The sequence below is a fragment of the Flavobacteriales bacterium genome, assembly GCA_020435415.1.
Taxonomy (GTDB): domain Bacteria; phylum Bacteroidota; class Bacteroidia; order JACJYZ01; family JACJYZ01; genus JACJYZ01.
In genome coordinates, this window is the sequence record JAGQZQ010000057.1 from 1 (window position 1) to 21,537 (window position 21,537).

General features: G+C 46.9%; 22 protein-coding genes. 5 read left to right on the top strand and 17 right to left on the bottom strand.

The window, feature by feature from the left end; all coding sequences use genetic code 11:
• Window positions 1-275 (bottom strand): AAA family ATPase (locus KDD36_09925; protein ID MCB0396961.1); only part of this gene is annotated, 275 nt, incomplete at its 3' end.
• Between the two features lie 205 nt (window positions 276-480).
• Here KDD36_09925 and KDD36_09930 point away from each other — a divergent pair.
• The 3 genes from KDD36_09930 (at window position 481) to KDD36_09940 (ending at window position 2,293) form a co-directional block, all read left to right on the top strand.
• Window positions 481-1,161 carry a tetratricopeptide repeat protein gene (locus KDD36_09930; protein ID MCB0396962.1) on the top strand — a complete coding sequence of 227 codons (681 nt, stop codon included), beginning with the start codon at window positions 481-483 and terminating at the stop codon, window positions 1,159-1,161.
• Between the two features lie 26 nt (window positions 1,162-1,187).
• Window positions 1,188-1,658, top strand: coding sequence for a 6,7-dimethyl-8-ribityllumazine synthase (locus tag KDD36_09935; protein ID MCB0396963.1), 471 nt, complete (start codon window positions 1,188-1,190; stop codon window positions 1,656-1,658).
• A 128-nt stretch (window positions 1,659-1,786) separates the two neighbouring features.
• Window positions 1,787-2,293, top strand: coding sequence for a phosphoribosyltransferase (locus tag KDD36_09940; GenBank protein MCB0396964.1), 507 nt, complete (start codon window positions 1,787-1,789; stop codon window positions 2,291-2,293).
• A 42-nt stretch (window positions 2,294-2,335) separates the two neighbouring features.
• Here the strand turns inward: KDD36_09940 and KDD36_09945 are convergent, their stop codons facing one another.
• From KDD36_09945 to KDD36_09980, 8 genes are all read right to left on the bottom strand, one after another.
• On the bottom strand, window positions 2,336-4,465 hold the full coding sequence (locus KDD36_09945) for an HDIG domain-containing protein (protein MCB0396965.1): 2,130 nt from the start codon (window positions 4,463-4,465) through the stop codon (window positions 2,336-2,338).
• Window positions 4,466-4,674: 209 nt separating this feature from the next.
• Window positions 4,675-5,415, bottom strand: coding sequence for a hypothetical protein (locus KDD36_09950; protein ID MCB0396966.1), 741 nt, complete (start codon window positions 5,413-5,415; stop codon window positions 4,675-4,677).
• A 180-nt stretch (window positions 5,416-5,595) separates the two neighbouring features.
• Window positions 5,596-6,429, bottom strand: a complete 834-nt coding sequence (locus tag KDD36_09955) for a hypothetical protein (GenBank protein ID MCB0396967.1) — start codon at window positions 6,427-6,429, stop codon at window positions 5,596-5,598.
• 9 nt (window positions 6,430-6,438) lie between these two features.
• Window positions 6,439-6,828: a hypothetical protein gene (locus tag KDD36_09960; protein ID MCB0396968.1), complete on the bottom strand. Its 390-nt coding sequence runs from the start codon at window positions 6,826-6,828 to the stop codon at window positions 6,439-6,441.
• 301 nt (window positions 6,829-7,129) lie between these two features.
• Window positions 7,130-9,715, bottom strand: coding sequence for a PKD domain-containing protein (locus KDD36_09965; protein MCB0396969.1), 2,586 nt, complete (start codon window positions 9,713-9,715; stop codon window positions 7,130-7,132).
• Window positions 9,613-10,251: a hypothetical protein gene (locus tag KDD36_09970; protein MCB0396970.1), complete on the bottom strand. Its 639-nt coding sequence runs from the start codon at window positions 10,249-10,251 to the stop codon at window positions 9,613-9,615. Before KDD36_09970 ends, KDD36_09965 begins: the two co-directional genes overlap by 103 nt.
• 128 nt (window positions 10,252-10,379) lie before the next feature.
• A complete protein-coding gene (locus tag KDD36_09975; protein ID MCB0396971.1) occupies window positions 10,380-10,889 on the bottom strand; it encodes a hypothetical protein in 510 nt (169 codons plus the stop codon).
• 276 nt (window positions 10,890-11,165) lie between these two features.
• The gene (locus tag KDD36_09980; GenBank protein ID MCB0396972.1) at window positions 11,166-11,792 is read right to left on the bottom strand and encodes a carbonic anhydrase; all 627 of its coding nucleotides are present in this window, start codon (window positions 11,790-11,792) and stop codon (window positions 11,166-11,168) included.
• 367 nt (window positions 11,793-12,159) lie between these two features.
• On the opposite strand from KDD36_09980, the gene KDD36_09985 reads away from it, so the two are divergent.
• The gene (locus tag KDD36_09985; protein ID MCB0396973.1) at window positions 12,160-13,284 is read left to right on the top strand and encodes an acyltransferase; all 1,125 of its coding nucleotides are present in this window, start codon (window positions 12,160-12,162) and stop codon (window positions 13,282-13,284) included.
• Window positions 13,285-13,497: 213 nt separating this feature from the next.
• Here KDD36_09985 and KDD36_09990 read toward each other — a convergent pair whose 3' ends face one another.
• Window positions 13,498-13,803, bottom strand: a complete 306-nt coding sequence (locus tag KDD36_09990; protein MCB0396974.1) for a hypothetical protein — start codon at window positions 13,801-13,803, stop codon at window positions 13,498-13,500.
• A 238-nt stretch (window positions 13,804-14,041) separates the two neighbouring features.
• On the opposite strand from KDD36_09990, the gene KDD36_09995 reads away from it, so the two are divergent.
• Window positions 14,042-14,482, top strand: a complete 441-nt coding sequence (locus KDD36_09995) for an energy transducer TonB (GenBank protein MCB0396975.1) — start codon at window positions 14,042-14,044, stop codon at window positions 14,480-14,482.
• A gap of 184 nt (window positions 14,483-14,666) precedes the next feature.
• Here the strand turns inward: KDD36_09995 and KDD36_10000 are convergent, their stop codons facing one another.
• From KDD36_10000 to trpD, 7 genes are all read right to left on the bottom strand, one after another.
• Window positions 14,667-15,353, bottom strand: a complete 687-nt coding sequence (locus KDD36_10000) for a hypothetical protein (protein ID MCB0396976.1) — start codon at window positions 15,351-15,353, stop codon at window positions 14,667-14,669.
• Between the two features lie 113 nt (window positions 15,354-15,466).
• Window positions 15,467-16,471: a 3-deoxy-7-phosphoheptulonate synthase gene (gene aroF, locus KDD36_10005; GenBank protein MCB0396977.1), complete on the bottom strand. Its 1,005-nt coding sequence runs from the start codon at window positions 16,469-16,471 to the stop codon at window positions 15,467-15,469.
• Between the two features lie 63 nt (window positions 16,472-16,534).
• On the bottom strand, window positions 16,535-17,305 hold the full coding sequence (locus KDD36_10010) for a tryptophan synthase subunit alpha (GenBank protein MCB0396978.1): 771 nt from the start codon (window positions 17,303-17,305) through the stop codon (window positions 16,535-16,537).
• 24 nt (window positions 17,306-17,329) lie between these two features.
• Window positions 17,330-18,571 carry a tryptophan synthase subunit beta gene (gene trpB, locus KDD36_10015; protein ID MCB0396979.1) on the bottom strand — a complete coding sequence of 414 codons (1,242 nt, stop codon included), beginning with the start codon at window positions 18,569-18,571 and terminating at the stop codon, window positions 17,330-17,332.
• Between the two features lie 218 nt (window positions 18,572-18,789).
• Complete coding sequence (locus KDD36_10020) at window positions 18,790-19,422, bottom strand: phosphoribosylanthranilate isomerase (GenBank protein MCB0396980.1); 633 nt, start codon at window positions 19,420-19,422, stop codon at window positions 18,790-18,792.
• Between the two features lie 97 nt (window positions 19,423-19,519).
• Complete coding sequence (gene trpC / locus KDD36_10025; protein ID MCB0396981.1) at window positions 19,520-20,338, bottom strand: indole-3-glycerol phosphate synthase TrpC; 819 nt, start codon at window positions 20,336-20,338, stop codon at window positions 19,520-19,522.
• A 3-nt stretch (window positions 20,339-20,341) separates the two neighbouring features.
• A complete protein-coding gene (gene trpD, locus KDD36_10030) occupies window positions 20,342-21,331 on the bottom strand; it encodes an anthranilate phosphoribosyltransferase (protein ID MCB0396982.1) in 990 nt (329 codons plus the stop codon).
• Window positions 21,332-21,537 lie beyond the last annotated feature (206 nt).

The window sequence follows — 21,537 nt, forward strand, 5'->3', positions numbered from 1 at the left end:
CCCTTTTTAAATCCACAATGTATTTTTTCTTCCTGGTCATGAAGGCTGAATGTGCCCTGAACCACGAAAAATGGCGCCCCCTTTTTTATGTTCAGACTGTCGGTAGGTTGAAATGCACTTTTTGAAAAGGCGAGGTAGTAAATGGCATCGAGTAAATTCGTTTTCCCTTCACCATTGTTCCCCAGAAAACACTGTACACGCTTGTCAAAATTTACGGAAACCTCATCGTAATTCTTGAAATTAATCAGGGACAAGTGGTGAAGATGGAGCGACATGAAGCAAAGATAGTGATGAAGGGACTAACATACCAAGTCGCCCCCACATACTACCCACTGCCTACTGCCTACTGCCTACTGCCTACTATCTACTATCTACTATCTACTATCTACTATCTACTATCTACCGCCCCCTTGTTTACTGCAATATAACATTGCCTGAATCCTAAAAAAGCGTATTTTTGCCTTTCGAAAATCAGGACCCATGGCCAAAGCGACCGAAGAACAAGTATTAGACCTTCCGGAAACCCTTACGAAAACGGAAGCATATATAGAGGAGAACAAGAACAGTCTTTCCATCATTGTAACAGCCATCGTTATCATTATTGGTGGCTATCTGTTCTATTCAAAGTATTACGTTGTAAACCAGGAGGAAGAGGCCAGAAGTCAGATGTATATGGCCGAGCTGTACTTCAAGAAAGATTCTTTGCAAAAAGCATTGAACGGAGATGGACAGTTCCCGGGCTTCTTATCCATCATTGACGACTACGGCGTTACCCCATCGGCCAATCTTGCTGAATTGTACTCAGGGTTGAGCTATCTTCGCCTGGGTCAGTTTCAGGATGCCATTGGCCACCTGGAGAATTTTGACTCCGACGATGCAATCCTGGCTCCTATTGCCATCGGTGCTATGGGAGATGCCTCCCTGGAACTTGGCAACAAGGAAGCCGCATTGGAGTATTACCTGGATGCAGCTGATAAGGATGACAATACCTTTACACCGGCGGTATACCTGATGAAAGCCGCTCTTGTTCAGGAGCTACTGGGTAAGTCTGCTGACGCCCTTTCTACCTACGAGCGCATCAAGAAAGACTATCCTGAATCCAGGGAAGCCCAGGGTATTGACAAGTACATTGCCAAAGCCACGGCGCTGGCAGGCAAATAATCCGAAAAGCAACACCACGCGTTTTCATGTCCACCAAGGACCAATCTTTATCGGCACCAGAATCCCTTCCCAGTGGAAAGGGTGCGGTGTTCGGGATCGTGGTTGCCCGTTGGAATACGGAGATCACCGAAACATTGTTTGAAGGCGCCCGTCAGACGCTGCTGGACAATGAGGTTGACCCCAAGCATATTCTTCGCCTTGATGTTCCCGGTAGTTTTGAATTGCCTTTTGGAGCCGCGACGCTGATCCGCCGCCAGGACATGGACGCCGTCATTTGTCTGGGTTGCATTATCAAAGGTGAAACTCCACACAACGAATTCATTGCCCATGCCGTAGCCAACGGCCTGACCAAACTGAGTATCGATAATAACGTTCCTGTGATCTTCGGGGTCCTTACACCCAACACGATGGACCAGGCCAAAGACCGTGCAGGTGGCCGATATGGGAACAAAGGTGTGGAGGCTGCCGCTACCGCATTGCAAATGATCCGGCTATAGATACGATTGCGTATCAATTGTATCATAGAGAAACGAGTCACCAACATATCTCTGTGGAATTACCTGCTAAGCCCAAGTACAAAGCCCCCATCTTCAATACAATTGTTTACATTTGAAAAAAAAGTGCAATGCCCCGTAGTGCTACCAAAATACTTGACGAAAAACAGGTTCAGCAAAAGATCAACCGCATGGCCATCGAAATTTATGAAGATAATTTCGAGGAACAGGGTGTGCTGATCGCCGGCATACGGGATAACGGATACGTCCTTGCAGAGCGTCTTGCAAAAGCTTTGCGGAGCATGTCTCCCCTAAAAGTTGACTTGATTGATGTGACGATGGACAAGGACAACCCCATCCAGTATGAGATCGAATTGCCTGTTGATGACCAGTCATTAAAGAACAAGGTGGTCATTCTTGTGGATGATGTGGTAAACTCCGGTCGCACGTTGATGTATGGAAGCCGACGTTTCCTGAGGCAGCCCATCAAAAAACTCCGCACAGCGGTGCTGGTGAACAGGACCCACCGTCGCTTTCCTATCGAAGCCAATTTTGTGGGCCTTTCCCTATCCACTACCCTTAAGGAACATGTAGACGTTTCCCTGAAGAATGGTGAAGAGGGCGTCTTCCTGAAGTAAGTCAAATACCCGGTAACTTCATGGCATCACCGCCATCGGTAATTACTGCTGTTCCGTTGCAACCGCAGTCGGATATTCTACCCTCACGTGGTGTATGCTTAACAAGCGCCTGATGATGATCTTCTTGGTTTGGGCAATGTCTTTCAAGGTGATGTTGGCGTGAGAGAATTGCTCACCAGCCACCTGGCCGTCTATGATACCGTTGACCAGCTTCGTGATCTTTTCCTTATCCGGTTTCTTCAAACTACGTGATGCGGCTTCACATGCGTCCGACATCATCAATACCGACGTTTCTTTAGAAAAAGGCTTTGGCCCAGGGTATGTAAACAAGGACATATCCACGGTTTTATCAGGATATTTCTCCTTATACCTTCGGATGAAGAACTCTGTACGGGTGGTTCCGTGATGGCTTCTGATAAAGTCAATGACCTTTTCAGGCAGCTTGTGTTTTCTCGCAAGTTCAACCCCATGGATAACGTGGCCGATAATGATCCGGGCGCTTTCAGCCTCCGGGATATCATCATGTGGATTCACCCCGGACACCTGGTTCTCAATAAAAAAGGCGGGGTCCTTCATTTTCCCCACATCATGGTACAAAGCACCGGTGCGCACCAGCAGCGTATCACCACCGATGGCGTGGATGGCTTCCTCTGCCAGATTGGCCACCTGAAGGGAGTGCTGAAAGGTTCCAGGGGCCTCCGTGGAAAGTCTTCGCAACAACGGACTATTTAAATCTGCCAGTTCCATCAGCGTCACGTCAGATACCAAACCGAATATCTTCTCAAAAAGATAGATCATAGGGTATGCCAGAAGAATAGACGCCGCACTCACCCCGAACCATTGAAATTTGGTATTGTTTACAGTAAATGTAGCTCCTTCCTGGATGGCCAGTATTCCAAGGTAGGTGATGGAATAACTTACAAAGACCACGACGGCTGATATAAAATACTGGGAACGGTTACGCATATTGGCCAGACTATAAATGGCGGCGTTACCGGCAATAAACTGCAGGAAGACAAACTCAAAGCCATTGGATGATATGATGCTGCTGATAAGTACCGCAGTCAGGTGAGTAAAGAAGGCCAGGCGGTTATCAAAGAAAGCCCTGACAACGATAGGTAGAAAACAGAACGGAACCAGGTATATATCCCAGCCGGAGTGAACAACCCAGGCAGCGCAACCCACCATCAGTATCACCAGCAACAGAAGAAATGCAAGCTGGATGTTATCTACGATAATGTCCCGGCGGAAAATGATCAGAAAAAAGCTCAGGACAAGCATGGAGAGCGTAACGAGAATAATCTGTCCGGAAAGGATGTAATAATAATTGCTGGCTCCACCCAGCTGGGCCTCCACCTGCGCTTTCATCGATTCAAGGATCATCATCTTCTGATCATCCACCACTTCTCCTCTTGAAAGTATACGTTGTCCTTCCTGCACAGCGCCACGTGTTGTGGAGATCGCGTTGATCTCCTGCTCCAGCACTGCTGTTGTTTTGTTCTCGTCAAAAAACACATTGGGTACAACCACATCTTCTATGAGAGGTTGAAGGAATTCCTTGAGAGATGATTCCTGATTTTCCAGGGCAGTGGATACAAATGAAGGAACAGCGCGCAACGTCAATAATTCCCCCCATGGGATCTCCTCGGCCACATTTCGTTTTACAAGAAATATTTCTTCCTGCTCATTTTTGTTTTCCAGCCGTTCATCCATTCGGATCACACCGCGACTATAAATCTCCTTAAAAACTTTCCGTGCCTGGCCTAGCAAACGATCGTGCTCCTTTTGTCTTTGAGCTTCCGCGGAATTAGGCCATAAAAAATCCAGCCATCCTGCCCGGGACTTCTCGTTCCACTTTTCCTCAAACCTTTCTTCAAGCAATGTTCGGGCTTTATCGGCTATGGATTCGTCAAGGTTGTAATAGGGCAACGAAGAGGCCTTGATGGCTTCGCGTTCATTTTCAATTTCTTTCTGTGTTTTAAGGATCGGAAAAGAAAAAGAGGCAATCAATTCCTCATATGGCCATGGCTTCCCACGCATATTGCTTAGTTCGTACTTAAACTTCCCCTCCCTGGGAAGCAGATATACGATCATGGCAATGGTAAGAATAAAGAGCATGAACTTCAGAATAAGTGCATGCTTATCTCTCAGGTATGTGATAGGACCGGACATCGTCCTGCGAAAATAACTAATTCCGTGGCATGAGCATCCGTGATCGAAGGGAGGGCATGAAGAAATTGCTAACACCAAATAACTGTACCATCTTACAATTTCGGCACAGTTATTGAGTTACTTCAGGTATCTCAGCTAGTTTGCTAATATTAGCAACAAGCCCCGCCGTTCCGGTATCAGCCCCGGAACGGCTTTTTTTTTGGGAAAATTCAAAGGTCCTTGGCGGAGGTCATTTTACCACCAACATACTGCTCTTCGCGGATCAGTTTTCCAGCGGGATTGTAATACTTCCATTTACCATGCTTGGCGTTCCCGACATACATTCCGGTAACGCGCAGATAGCCGCCAGGGTACCATGCATTATATGCACCGTGCATTACTCCTCCGTGGTAGTTTTCTTCCAGCAGAAGTACATTGTTTTCATAGTGTTCCCTTTTAATAAGCACTCCTTCTGATGAGAAATGGCTCCACACGCCGGTACGCTGTCCACGTAAGAAATGGCTTTCAAGCTTGAGGTTACCGTTGGGATACCAATACATATGTTTCTTGTCGGGAAGCCCGTTAACAAACTCCATCAGATAAGACGGATTGCCATTCTCATACCATGCGGTCGTACGTTCCTCATCGTCTTTTCGAAAAATCTCCATTTTCCTGGATCCATCCTGATAGAACTCGGTGAGAACGTTGTATGGACGACCATCCTTAAAGGTGCCTTCAAACCATTTTTCACCGCTCTCATACCACAGCTGGTATTGGCCCTCCATCTTTCCTGATTTATAACTGGCCACACTGTGGAGCTCTCCACTCATAAAATAAGAAGAGTCCGTTCCGGTATAGAAGGCCACGAGATTAGTATCAACGCCATCATTGTTAGATGAGGCGAACGAGGAGGTTGCAAAAAACGATAGGAATGTCAATCCTAATACGCGTAAGCTGGGGGATGCTTGCATAATGAGGGAATTAATGGGTCTGTTACAAAATAGCTATACAAAATTAAAAATCCAAACAGACCATCGATAATTCACAAGCCAGCAAGTACGCGGCTTTTATCAACATCAAAGAAAAAAATGATTGGAAATCAACTGTGGGACTAAGGTCAACCCTATGTTAACAAAACTTACATCAACCCCTTACTTCTTCATGTAAAGGTCTTTTTTGATCCGTTTGGGATCATAGGTCTGCAATTTGACCACATCTTCCTTCCACCCTACCTCAATAGCCTTCTTCTTCCAGGCCATTCCGGGGTCTTCTTTAAATGCTTCAATATGCTTTATCGGGAATCCTGATTTACGAAACAGCAGGGCCACCATTTCCACATCACGTTGGGAGACTTCACTTCCATAGTATATCACATTGGTCTCATACCCCTCGGTACCGGGAGTCACTTCTTTTTCGTTGACGATATATCCCAGACGCTGAAGTTCCCTTACCACCCGCTCATTGTCGCCCGATCTTTTATAGTAACGAACGATCACACTGTCACGCCTGTTGACCTGTGTTGTACTGCCGGAATTCAGACCTCCCGGACCATCATCGGTATGGCTAGTGGTTACAATGGGATCCGGCTTTATATCTTTGGTCTTATCAATCTTCAGACTGTCCCGGATGTTCTTAAGTTCCAGGCTGGCCTCCACCCTTACCTTTAATTCCTCTTTGGGAACCGTATTCAGTTCCTGCTTTAACTCCTGCCATTCCTGCTTTGACTGCACGACGGTTGAATCTTCTGCCAGAAGGTGTTGCCTGGCCAGTTCCTCAAAAAGTGAATCATTATCCATACTGGCCCTGGCCTGTGCTTCTACGGCCTCGACCCGCTCCTGAGAAGCCCGGTTCACCATCATTACACTCATGGCAACCACCACAGTAAGTGCAATGGGAACGGCCAATGCTAGAATGAGGCGCTTGTTGGATTTCTTTTCCTTCGCCTCATAACGGTCGAGCATTGTTTTAAACTCTTCTTTTTCCATGTGCTATGCTTATGTCAAAGCGATTTTTTTGGTTTTCTCCCACACAATGCCAATGATCTGGTCCGCCTCTTCCTGTAGCTGAGCATCCGCCGGGTTACCGGCCATCCTGCTGCCCAGGTTCTGAAGCTGCAGTTTAAACAGCATGAAGATGCGGATACTTCCCATCTTATCTATCAGCTCTTTGATTGGAAACGCGCTGAAACTGGAAAGCAAACCGGAGATCACAGACATGGCTTCTTTCAGGTAGGGACCGTCATCAAAAATATCAGTGACCTGAACCACCACCAGCAGGAGTGCGCCGGTAAAGAACAGAATAAGCGCATAGTATATCCGCGTCTGAATAGACTTACGCTGGATCTTTACGATCTCTTCGATATTCTCAATTGCATTTTCAACCATATCCGTATGATAGAGCGAATTTAGGGATACGGTTGAAATTTTCAAATGACAATTGTCAAATGACCCTGCCAACGCCTGATGATGATCTCGTTATCATAATTTCACCCCATCGGGGTTTCCAACACATCTTCATTCTTGATTCTGAAGTATCCCGTCTGATCTGCTACCTACCAACTACTATCTACTATCTACTATCTACTATCTACTATCTACTATCTACTATCTACTATCTACTATCTACTAAAAAAGAACGCCCACCGAAACCGGCAGGCGTTCTTTCATAATATTAGCGGTAATTCTTTTACGGCCTGTTCACCACCAGGCTGCGGTTAAAGGAAACGCCGTCTCCCTGAACAACCACGTGGTAAACGCCAGCGGGCAGTTGATGCATGTCAACTTTATGTACACCACGCTGGATACGAACCTGTTCACGGCTTACGAGTTTGCCAATGGCATTGGAAACTGAAATAGTGAGGTTCGCTTCTGACTGGAGATCAAACTGCAAAGTACAGTGATCATTCGCGGGGTTCGGGTATAGTGAGATACCCTGCGCAGGATCAGTCATACCAACACCGATGGCCAAATGCACCAGGGCTGTATCACAACTCACACAACCCAATGAATCGGTGATACACAATTCATATACACCATTGCAAAGGCCGGTTGCTGTGGCCGTCGTTTGAGAATTCCCATCATCCCACTGATAGGTGTAGGGCGGTGTGCCACCAGATACACCAACGGCAGTCGCCTCGCCATCACAAGATGAGTTGTCTATCTGAGACTGAGATGCCTCCATCGCCAGCGCGGTCGGCTCATTGACTGTTGCGGTGGTGGTCGTGGTACAACCCACATCATCCATTACGGTCACAGTGTAGGTACCTGCACAAACACTTCCGTGTGCCTGGCCGGCTCCGAGCGTGCTCCATTCATAGGAATATGGAGTAACACCGCTGGCGCCGCTGGCACTGACAGTACCATCGCAATCCCCATTACAATTAGCATCCATGGCTGTAGCTGTCACGGTCATAGTATTCGTGACCGATTTCACCGTATCGCGGTATATTCCGCCATAACAACCCGACTGCTGTCTGATCTGAACAGCGTAAGGGCCGGCACAGAGATTGGTCACGGTTTGATTGGAGGCATTGGTAGACCACTGGTATGTATAAGGTGGCGTTCCACCGGTCACATTCGCCTTGATCTCTCCGGTGCAATTGGAACCGCACACGTCTTTCACATCCAACGTTACGGTTGGAAGGGCTTCGCCCATGAACGGGAAGATGGCCAGAGAAATATCCAGGGCCCATGCGCTACCGGTGTTATACCTCTGCCAGGTAGAACCATCGGATGTTCTTTCCCAAACCATAGATGGGGAAGACTCACCGTCTGTGTTACATACAATACTAAAAGTATCCTTGTCGGTTGCCCAATCCAGATTTGTGATATCCACGCCCATAAAGAACTCACCGGATGCTGGTACCTGTACAGGGGGATCAAACAGCACTTGCGTGAAGAAGTTCCCTTTTGCGTTGCTCTCGTACAAGGACATTTTAACATCCACAGAGCCTAGTTCATTGCCCACGGTGCCTCCGGTCCCATCCCAAATTTTCACAGGAACCACCTTATTGGGGTCACTGGAATGAGCAAGTGCCAGGTGCAACCAACCTCCCATGATATGGGTGTAAGGGGCTGCGCTGGGGAAGTACTGAGCCTTTGCGGTTTCTTCATTTGCATTGCAACCGTTCACCCAACCGAACTCTCCTGCAGCACCGCCGCTCATGTAGTAGTGGGTGATGGTCCAGGCTGGCGTATCCTTGCCCTGGTAAAAACCATAGTTAAGGGTATCACAACCCACATTTGCATTTACTTTGATGTAGTCAACTTTTACGGCTGTATCCGAACCGTTGGCATTTGTGGCAATCAACGTTACGGTATACAAACCCGGCGTGTTAAACACGATGTTTGAGGGATGTTGCACGCTGGAGTTGTCAGGCGTTCCACCACCACCAAAGCTCCAGGACCAGGCATTCGGATTACCGGATGACAGGTCCGTAAAGTCCACCGATCCACCTGCAGACAACACCGTTGTATTGGCTACGAAGTTCGCAACGGGAGGCGATTGACAGGAAGCCGTCAGACAGTTCCTGCTGTTTTTATGATTCACAATGGAGTTTTGCGATGTGGTGGTCCAGGTTGTATTGGAAGGACCGATAGATGGAGACATGATATTCACACTGTTCTCACTCCCGTGGTTGCAGCTCCAGTTGTGTCCCATCTCATGGGTCTGGTCCACCATGTTTCCACCCAGGGAATTAAAATAGTGCTCCATCAGATTGTAACGGCTGTTGGTGCATACCACACCCACATAAGCCAGTCCGATCACACCGCTATTGCCATTATTGGTGATGTCCCGCTTTGTCCACAGGCTGGCAATGTCATAGGTCTTGGAGAAACCTCCCCAGCCGGTGAAGGATGACAGTAATGTGCTGGCGTCCGTGCTGCTGGTCCATGGATCACAGCCGTTACAGCTTACCACGTAGTTCTCAACCAGGTCATAGGAAATCTCCATGGGTGTTTCCTGATATTTGGCCGTTACCATATTCAGGATGGAGATCACTTCCGACTCGACGTTGGCCACGCTGCCCTGATTCTGCACCATGCTATAATCCGATGCGATAGCTACCTCGGCACATGCCGCGGCTGAACTGGCTACCACTTCGGGATTAATGCGCTCATAGGCACTCTCCATTTCCTGTACACCACATTTAATGGAGGCATCCACCCTCAAATCTGTTCCTTTATATACAACGAACAGATCGGATGATGCATTCGCATCGAAGCGATTAACGGGCTCCAGAAAATAATCCTGCCCATTGACCTGCACCAAACCGGAGATCTGATTGTTGTAGATATTGACACGAAGATGTCTCCGGCATTATTATTTACATGCCCCCAGTAGGTGATTGCAGGGCTTCTCGGATGCTCTATCACACCGTTGGCAGTTTGTTCGCGAAGCACATAATTGGCACCCCGGATATCATTCTTTTGAAGATGGAGGGTCCAGTTATACTCATCACCGAGATTCAGTGTGAGTTCGGACACATCACCTTTGGAACGAACGAAGGACTGGATGATGCTTCCGTCGAGTTCATACACATTACATTTGGTAAAATTCTTTTGCAATGCAGGGAATTGTGCGGTCTGTGCCGCAGCTGCATCCACTGTCATTCGATTGCCTTCCGCACGGATATTTGAGGCCCAGTTGGCCTTTTGCGCAGACAGGGCATTCTGTACATCACCCGTCCTTGCGTCATTATCCTGCGCATAAGTTGAGACCGACATCATCATGAAGGCTGCGAACACAGACATGGGGTGTTTGTACGAAATGCCACTAAAACACTTTAAAAGTAAAGGGTGTTTCATAGTAGTGGTTTTTGAGATTAATAATGGATCAACTCCAAAGTTATCAATGGAGCGCTCAAGTTAAATAATTTATCCGGGTAATGACCGGACATCTTATCAATACATTTCAGATGCTCAATGGAGATGCATCAATCCATCAGAAATTTCAAGGAATGAAAGATGGGTTTCATGCTTTCGAGAAGCAAATCTTTGTCATCAGCCATATAGAACACATAGCCATCGCCTTTATCATCCTTATGAATAAAAACAAAGAGGCAGAATTTGTATCCGCCTGCGAAGTCGCCTTTGGGGGGAATGGTCACTGTAGCACCCCAGTCGCCATTGAATTCCTTTTTTACCGCATCACTGCTGAATATGGCATAATCCGGTAACTGTCCTCCTGATACATTTAGCACCGTCATTTCAAACACCTGACGGAACCACTTATTTGGGTGAATGTTGACATCGCCTTCTTTCTTATTCTGCTCTGCCGTTTCGTATTCTTCCAGTTGGTGATCCATGGGGCGGATCGCATAGCGCACTTCGAATTTTTTTCGGGGATGACGGTAGGCTGCTTCCCAGTTCATCTGGTCATTGGCAATGGGAGACACCGGTTTCAATCCATCCGGAGGTGTGAACACCATTCCGGCACGCTTCATCAAAGATTCAAACGTCGGCTCCTGAGGACTTGCTGAAAAGAACAGCCACCAACAGCAAAGAAGTAAAGGAATACGTAATACCCGGACCATAGCATTCAAACATCAACAAGGCTAAAATACAAAGTATTGCTAAACTTCATCGTCAGTGCCGGCTTCCTTTCACAATAGACAATAGACGATAGACTATGGAAATCAGAAACTACCCTCCTTCGCTGAAGCTACGGCGGGCAAACCAGAAACCAGAAACCAGAAACTAGAGACTAGAGACTAGAAACCTTATATAAGCCTGTAAATTTTCATAATATCCTTCAACACTTTCGGGAAGTCTATCTTCAGGTCGATAAGCTGACCGGTATGAATATCAAATACCCAGCCATGTACCTGGATTTTACGTTCGGCATATGCTTTTTGAACCACCGCCGTCTTGATCACACTGATACATTGCTCCTGAACATTCAGCTCCACCAGCCGTTTGTACTTTTTTTCCTCATTACGGATCTTATCGAGCTCTGTATGATGCAGGCGATACACATCACGTATATTCCGCAACCAGGGATTTAGAATACCCAGGTCGGTGGATTGCATGGCAGCCTTCACACCTCCGCAATAGTAGTGTCCGCATACAACAATGTTGTTCACCTTCAGGTGTGCCACAGCATAGTTAATTACGGACATCACATTGAGGTCGGTATTGGGCACCATGTTGGCAATGTTGCGATGCACGAATACATCACCGGGCCTTACCCCCATCATCTCCTCCGCCGTTACACGGCTGTCCGAACAACCTATGTAGAGAATATCCGGATCCTGTCCCTCGGAAAGCTTTTCGAAATATTGTTCATCTACAGACAACTTCTCTGCGATCCACTTTTTGTTATTCTTGAAAATATCCTTGAGCTGCATATGATCGTGTTAAAGTTTTGCGGGTGCAAAATAGTAATTAGTAGTTAGTAGATGGTAATTGGGCAGTAGACAGTAGACAGTGGACAGTAGGCAGTAGGCAGTAGGCAGTTAGAGTTGGATAAGGGATCCAAATTGTTCGTCACTACGTTTTCGCGATTCGTCTGGTTTTGGACTTTATTCCCCGTGATAGCGAAACTTACAGGCTAAAATGCAGTATATAGTGTCAAATGAACGGATGTGCATTGACCATGATGGTCATACCGTAGCATTAAATACAGGATGGGCAACAGGGATCATACCTTACCGTTTCGAATTTAGGAAAAGGGGTTATACTCTTATATGCCAACCATGAAAACGATCAGCAGGCATGGGATTGATCAGATTGATCTTAGCAATTTCAGTAGTCGTTAGCCATTCAGGCTCTATATTCGGTATAAGGTTTGTGGGTGGGCAGATGGCAGTACAATCATTTTACATCATCTCCGGGTTTTACATGGCCCTGATCCTGACGGAAAAATACATAGGGCCAAACGGGTCCTATCGCTTGTTCATTTCCAATCGCCTTTTGCGACTTTTTCCTGTTTACTGGACCGTTGCCCTTCTCACCCTGATTATTTCCAGCGCCGCCTATTTTGTGACAGGCGGAGATGACTCCGTAAGCATGCATGCATTTCATGAGCATTATAAAGATCTGAATCTTGGAAGTTTCCTGTTCCTCATGTTCACCAATGTCTTCCTGGTATTGCAGGATGTGGTGATGTTCCTGGGTTTGGATATCGAAACCGGTAAGTTATTTTTCACGACCAACTTTCGCAATACCGATCCGGCGTTATACAAATTCCTGATGGTGCCCCAGGCGTGGACGATCGGCATTGAAATCACCTTCTACCTGATCGCACCATTTCTGGTAAAGCGTAAATGGTCTGCAATTCTGACCCTCATCGCACTGTCCCTCACCCTGCGTGTGATCCTGTATACAAATGGCCTGACCCATGACCCCTGGACCCACCGTTTCTTTCCGACCGAACTGGTGTTCTTCCTATTCGGGATCGTTGCGTATCGATTGTACAAAATGTTGGAACATATTCCGATCAGCCCCCGAATCATGAACATGATCTTTGGCACCGTTCTGGTTGCGACCATTACCTATACCGCCTGGCCAATCAAATTCAAGCCATACATATATCTCACACTATTCTTCATCAGTCTACCCTTCATTTTCATCCATACAAAAAGATGGAAGTTCGACCGTTATATCGGCGAGCTGTCTTACCCTGTTTATATTTCCCACATGCTCGTGATTGGCGTATTCGGATTTTTTGATGTGGAATTCACACCGGTCATGAGCATTTTACTCATCGGCGTCACCCTCGCATTTTCATTTGCGCTCAATGCTTTTATTGCAGCGCCTCTGGAAAGAACCCGTCAGTCTCGTGTAAAGACAGTCAAGTCACCAGTTTCGGTTGTGAATAATGGCGTGGTGTCTAATTGATGTGAGATGGGTGATGTATGATGTTGTACAAACCAAAAACCAGAAACGACCCTCCTTCTCCCGTAACTACGGGATACGGCCTTGCTCGGCAGAAGCAGCTATGCGAAGGCGATGAGCGAAGCCAACCTTGAAGATTAAGAGGTCAGACATTCAGAGATCAGACACGAATGTTTAAAATCCAGGAACCTTAAACTTTAAACATTAAACCTTATCCTATTTTTCCGGGTATCCGTTATCCACCCAGCATTGGATCATATTCAACTGTTCCTGACTGAGACTGGATCCTTTCGGCATGGATTGTTTTTCCAACACATATTTTTTGAACCCGCCATTATCCAGTTGAGGTTTCAGGTTGGTATAGGAAGTCCACTCTCCATGCTTGGAACCCGCACCATGGCAGCTTGACCCCATGCAGCTGGATTGAATAATCACTGAAATCTCCGTGTTATATGTGGGCATGGAGCCATCACAGACCGGCGTTTTTTTATCTTTTTTACAGGCAGAAAATGTAACACTCATAAAGATGAAAATGCATACAGATATAACGAGATGGGTTTTCATAACAATCTCCTGAATGTCAAAAGTGAATAGGGGTGAAATTCTTGGTAAGATAGTTAATTCGATGGTTGTTCAATGGTGATACAATTGTCTTGCGTGTAGCGTAGTGATTCTCAAGGTTAACTTCACCGAACCATCCCCATGCTATTAAACATTGAAATTTGTAACTACATTGTGGACTTAACCAAAAAACATCGGCATGATTAAGGTTTTACTTTCGGTATTTTTCCTCATTCCAATATTCCTTCTCGGCCAGGATACAACTTCAACAAAGTCTATTTCTGATGATGACAAGGAATATAATGTTATCGATGGATCTACTAAAACCCTTACCAAGCTGGATCACCCACCCGAATATTCGGAAGGATTTAAGGGCATGCAGAAGATCATTGCAAAAACGATGCGTTATCCTCCGAAAGCACAAGATGCAGGCATATCAGGCATTGTTGAAGTGGTTTTTATTGTTGACAGCACCGGAACCGCAATCAATCATAAGGTTCAGCGCGGTATTGGATATGGTTGCGATGAGGAGGCACTCAACGCTGTGAAGCAAATCCGAGGCAAATGGATACCCGGTGTATTAAACGGAAAGAAGGTAAATGTTGAGTATATTTTGCCTGTGATGTTTCAATTGAGGTAGTTTGCCAATCTTTGCACGTGCGATGTATGATGTTGTGCAAACAACCCTCCTTCGCTAAAGCTATGGCCTTGCTCCGCAGAAGCAGCTATGCGAAGGCGATGCGGGCAAGGTAAGCCTTAAACCTTAAACTTTAAACCATCCGAACTCATATGGCAATCAGAACAATTATAACCGCTCAAGAATACTATCTCTTGAATGGCCGCAGTGCAGTCAGGGCATCGCTGATATACACGGGATTATTTCCGTCAGATTGAATAACAAGAACTTTCCCACTCCCTGTTTTTATTTTATAATCTGAAGCCGCCCTCCAATGTCCATAACCCGTTACGGCTACCTTTTCCCGTCGTTCTATCAAACCTTCCTTCACGGTAAAGGTTTTTCTAAAACCCAGCATACCTTTTGTGGTCACCCCTTGCGCCAGTATATACGATTCAACTTTGGGACTTAGTCCTTTAAATAATCCGGTTTGGTCTACAGTGTCCATGTTCACATCAATAAGTGACTGACTTGTAAAAACCAAAGCCGCTTCTTTACCATTGCGAATCACGAAGGGAATAACCTCTTCTTTAAATGAACTAAGATTTTGCTGATCACCATCGGAATCCTCATACACTTCTATGCGATACATACAGCATTTATACCCGGTAAGCGGAGATATCAACGGCTTGTCAAGAAAGTCCACAGTTCCCACCAGGGTCGCATTATCACCATCCGCATAGTCACTGATGCGCTTGTATGCCTTACCTCTCAGGTTTACCTCAATGCTATCCCGACCAAACTTCAGTTTATATATCAATACCCCCAGAAAGATGAGTACCACCACTCCGGTAAGAATGATCCCAAAGTAACTACCCTCTGTTGTTACTAACATGTATGATGGGTGATATATGATGTACAAATTGGGATGTATGATCTTGTACAAACAACAAACCTGAAACTAGAAACTACCCTCCTTCGCTGAAGCTATGGCCGGCGCTGCAAACTTTAAACCTCCGCCCCCAGCAATACTTCCATTCCCTTCACCAGTCTTTCAGACTCTTCGAAATTCAACGTCTGCTGACCGTCGCTGAGGGCTTCCTCCGGCTTCTCATGGACTTCATAGATCACCCCATCCGCATGTGCCGCCACACTTGCCAGGGCGATGGCAGGAACATAAGCACGCACGCCAACACCGTGCGACGGATCAGCGATAACGGGCAAGTGGGATTTTTCTTTCAAAACCGGGATGGCATTGATGTCAAAAGTATTCCGGTAAGCATTTTCAAAGGTACGTATGCCGCGTTCGCACAAAAGCAGGCGTTCATTCCCATTGGAGAAAATGTACTCGGCGGATTGCAACAGTTCATCAATGGTTCCTGACATGCCACGCTTGATCAGTACTGGCTTATCAACTTCCCCAAGGGCATCCAGCAAATTGAAGTTCTGGCTGTTTCTTGCACCCACCTGGTAGATATCGATGTATGGATACATATCCTCTACCTGGCTCACTTGCATCACTTCCGTAATGATCTTGATGCCATGTTTTGACGCGATCGAATGCCACATCTTCAATCCATCCAGGCCCAGACCGCGAAAGGCATATGGTGAGCTGCGCGGTTTATAAACACCTCCGCGCATGATACGGATGCCATTGGCCACAAGGTGTTGTACCACTTTTTCCACCTGCTCTTCACTTTCAATAGAGCATGGACCTGCCATGATCGAGAAATCACCGCCCCCGATCTTCACGCCATCCCCAAGGTCTATGGTGGTGGAATGCACCTTCCATTTCCGGGATACCAGTTTGTAACCATCCGATACGCGATGAATGTCTTTCACTCCCGGCATTTTTCCCACAGCCCGGATATCGAATTCCTTTTTTCCGATGCACACGAGGTAACGCCCCTGCTGTGTTTTTACTTCAGTGGGTTTATAAGATATCTCCTTCACCTTTGCCAGAATGCCTGTCAGTTGTGATTCGGTGATATCAGGTTGTAGTTGGATGATCATGTTCTAGTAGATAGTAGTTAGTAGATAGTCATTAGCATATCACCGCATTAACACATTAGCAAATTATCGAATCCCTTTCACAAACCGCTGGACATCTCCCTCAATGTCATTGCTACCTTCTATCGCTTTGATAAAGGCACTGCCTATGATCACGCCGCCCGAATAAGAGGAAGCAAGTTCATAAGTGGCTTTGTTGGAGATTCCGAATCCGATGAGGCGCGGATGTTTCAGTTTCATTTCTTTTATCCTTTCAAAATAGGTGATCTGTTCATCGCTGATGCCACCTTTCGCTCCGGTCGTGCTGGCCGCAGCCACCATGTAGATAAACCCACCGGTCTTTTCATCAATCTCCCGGATGCGGTTCTCTGAGGTTTGCGGCGTGATCAGGCAAATAAATTCGAGGTTATATTTATCGAACGAAGCCTTGTAATGCTGCGTGAATTCATCCAAGGGCAGGTCTGGAATAATGAGTCCATTAATGCCGATATCCGCACAACGTTGACAGAATTTCTCCACGCCATATTGCAGTACCGGATTAAGATAGCCCATCATTACAAGGGGGATGGTTACCTTTTCCCTGATCCCTTTTAACTCCTCGAATAGCACGTTCATGTTCATCCCATTGCGAAGGGCCACCTCACTGCTGTGCTGGATGGTGGGTCCATCTGCCAAAGGATCACTGAATGGCATGCCGATCTCTATCATATCCACTCCATTATCCTGTAGCGCCTGTATGATCCGTACCGCAGATCCCGCCTGAGGATGACCAGCTGTAAAATATACTGAAAGGACTGGATGCCCGCTGTTGAACGCTGATTGTAGAAGGTTAGTCATTGGTAGGTAGTAATTAGCACATTTTCAAACCAGCCTGCCCTGCAATGACCCAAGCGTCGGCTGGCAGGTTGACTCATTTTCAAATTGGTCTCTCCTTTCGATATAGGTCATCAGGTCTTTATCGCCGCGGCCGGATACGTTCACCACCACCACATCATCCGGTTTGAATTTTTCCTTTTCCAGGTAGGCCAAAGCATGTGCCGATTCAAGTGCAGGAATAATACCTTCCAGTCTGGCCAGCCGATATCCCGCAGCCAGGGCCTCGTTGTCTGTCGCATGGGCATAGCTGACGCGCCCTGATTTATTTAAAAAAGCATGCACCGGTCCGATACCGGGATAATCCAGCCCAGCAGAAATACAATGTGGTTCGGTGATCTGACCGAATTCATCCTGCATCAGCAGGGTCATACTGCCGTGAATAATCCCCGGTTTCCCGAGGACACTTGTAGCTGCAGTACGTCCGCTTTCTACGCCCTCCCCTGCTCCCTCCACGGCTATGAGTCGCACACTTTCTTCATCCAGAAAATGATAAAAAGCACCGATGGCATTGCTGCCGCCTCCTACACAAGCGATCACCACATCCGGATTCTCCCGCCCTTCATGTTCTTTAAGCTGGATCTTTATTTCTTCACTGATCACAGACTGGAACCTGGCAACCATGTCGGGGTACGGATGCGGCCCCACCACAGAACCGATGATATAATGCGTATCCACCGGATGGTTGATCCAGTCACGAATAGCCTCATTCGTAGCGTCTTTCAGGGTTTTGCTACCACATGTAGCCGACACGACGGTGGCGCCGAGCATCTTCATCCGCTCAACATTGGGCTTTTGCCGCGCCATATCCACTTCTCCCATGTAAACAACACAATCCATACCCATCAGCGCACATACGGTTGCTGTTGCCACACCATGCTGACCTGCTCCTGTTTCGGCAATGATACGTTGCTTACCCAATCGCCGCGCCAACAAGATCTGTCCGATGGTGTTGTTTACTTTATGTGCCCCGGTATGATTGAGGTCTTCGCGTTTAAGGTATATACGGCTGCCATAATTCTCCGACAAGCGTTTGGCAAAGTACAGCGGCGTGGGCCTTCCGCAATAGTCGCGAAGGAGTCCGCGAAACTCCTTTTGAAAATCATCGCTGTTGATGATCTCCAGATAGCTGGCACGCAGCTCCTCTACATTGGGCACGAGCATCTCGGGGATATATGCTCCCCCGAACTCTCCGTAATAGCCTTTTTCGCTGACTTGAAATTGTGACATAGACGATTGTTATTCAATGGTTAATTCTACAAAGATGTCACCCCTGCGGGGCTTGATGGCATAACTACACACGATTCTATTAAGATGTCACCCCTACGGGGCTGAATGGCATAATGACACACGGTTCTATTAAGATGCCACCCCTCCGGGGCTTTCCTCTGTTTAAGGATGATACGTCAGATTTTAATTCTTCACTCTTAATTCTTCACTCTTAATTCTTAAATCCTCTTTCTTAATTCCCCAATAAACCTTCTACACGCTTCCACATTCTTTATTCCCGGTTCGGTCTCAAACCGGCTGTTCACATCCACCGCGTGAAAATTGGGCATATTCAAAGACCGGATCGCCTCCACGTCATCCGGGCCAATTCCGCCGCTCAGAAAGAATGGTGTATCTCCTTTGTAGGTCTTCAACCGCTCCCAATCAAACTTCTCACCGGCCCCCCCGTGATTTTTACTCGCCGTATCAAACAGAAAATAATCACAGTGGCGGTCATACATCTCCATAAAATCCAGGTCCAATGCCCCGTTAACGCCAAATGCCTTGATCACGATCAGGCCATTCATTTTCATGGAGCGGCACTTTTCCGGTGACTCATTTCCATGCAACTGCACACCGAAGAGCCGATACTTATCCGCAGCCGCTTCCATATTCGCTTCAGGCTCATTCACAAAGACACCGATGCGGCGGACTTCGGGCGGCACCTGGGCGATTACGGCAGGATCCCAGTCATCGCCCACGTAACGCGGCGATTTTTTATAAAAAATAAAACCCATGTAATCCGGAGAAAGGCCTGCGATCTCTTTGATATTGGCTGCATCCCGCATGCCGCATATTTTTATTTTAGTCATAGGAAATGGTAATGGGTAATCAGACAATGGACATTAGACATTAGACAATGGGCAATGGGCATTTGTGATATATTGGCAGGCATACATATGCGATGCGCTATTTGGTTTTCAGATTTTCCGCGCCCTTCAACTCCTGATTCAACTTCTTCACAAACTCCTCGCAGGCTGCACCCGGGCGACCGGTACGCATAAAACCCTCACCAATCAGAAAACCATGGTAACCGGCCTGCCTGAGCTGAGCCGCTACTTTGGGATCACCCAGGCCGCTTTCAGAGATCAGTGTCTTTTCTTTGGGGAGCGCATGGATAATATCCAGACTTGTTTGCACCGATACCTCAAACGTTTTCAGGTTTCTATTGTTGATGCCAATGACATCCGCTTCATCGCAGATATGACCGAGTTCTGTTTCGTCATGAAGTTCTAACAATACTTCGAGGCCCAAAGATTTGGCAAATGCCGCCAGCTCTTTCACCCTCTTTGGCTCCAAAGCGGCTGCAATCAAAAGGATAGCATCCGCTCCAATGGATCTGGCCTCAATGATCTGGTATTCATCTACCGTGAAATCTTTCCTCAGGATCGGGCAGTAATTGAATTTACGCGCTATGGTCAGGTCCTCACTGCTTCCGCCGAAGTACTGCTTGTCGGTTAGCACAGACAGCGCAGATGCACCCGCCACCATATAATTGATTGACACCTGCTCCACTGAGATGTGGGCATTGATCATCCCTTTTGAGGGTGACTTGCGTTTGATCTCCGCAATAATACCGGACAAATCCGGGCGCCTGATGTATTCAGATAAGGATACCACCGGACTGTTATAGTAAAGTGAGGTCTCCAGCAATTTCACCGGATAAAGGCTTTTGCGCTCTTCTACCTCCTTAAATTTATGGGCGATGATCTCTTCAAGAATATTCATAATCTAAAGTTCAAGTAATGTTTTAAAAGATTGAAGGGCTTTGCCGGATACCAGTGATTCCCGTGCTTCCGAAACCGCGTCGTTGAGATTGACATCCTCCCTGGCGCATGCGATGGCCAGGGCGGAATTGGCGATCACCACTTCATTCTGCGCCCCGGTTCCCTCACCTTCCAGTATCTTCTTAAAGATAGATGCCGCTTCTTCCACCGTACTGCCGCCGAAAATCTCTTCGGCTTTGTGCACATGAAGACCTAATTGTTCAGGGCGATAAACATGTTCACCGGAACGGTTGATCGTTTTGAAATCTCCCGTCAGTGAAACTTCGTCATATCCATCCAGGGCGTAAATAATCTCAAATCTCTTGTCTGTCTCCTGTAACATGTACTGATAAAGTCGCGCCAGGTCAAGGTTAAACACACCTACGATCTGTTTTTTAGGAAACGCCGGATTCACCATCGGCCCCAGCATATTAAAAAATGTTTTTACACCGAGTTCCTTTCGCACAGGCCCTACCTGTTTCATGGCCGGATGAAACAGGGGCGCGTGCAAAAAACAAATCCCAGCCTTATCAAGTTGCTTTTGAAGCATGGCTTTGTCGTTGGTGAACTTCAGTCCGAAATGCTCCAGCACGTTGGATGACCCGGACACCGAACTCACGCCGTAGTTACCGTGCTTGGTCACCTTCACACCGGTACCTGCCACCACAAATGAAGACAGGGTGGAAATATTGAATGTATTCTTTCCATCACCACCTGTACCGCACAGGTCGATGGGATCCTGATCGGACATGTCCACATTCAGACAGAGTTCAAGCAATGCATCACGAAAGCCGGACAGTTCCTCTACGGTGATACTTCGCATCAGGTAAACGGTCAGAAAGGCAGCGATCTCACTGTTGTTGTAGGATGTCGAAGCAATGTTTTTCAATACCTCATAAGCCTCGTCCTTGCTAAGGGCTTTGTACTCAAAAAGGCGATTCAGAATTTCTTTCATTATGATGACATATTTTTCCGGATAAGATGTCACCCCTACGGGGCTTTCCTCTGTTTACCGGTGACACATTAATTCTTAATTCTACGAAGATGCCACCCCTACGGGGCTTAATGGTATAATGACACACGGTTCTATTAAGATGCCACCCCTATGGGGCTTAATGGCACAATGACACACGATTCTATTAAGATGCCACCCCTATGGGG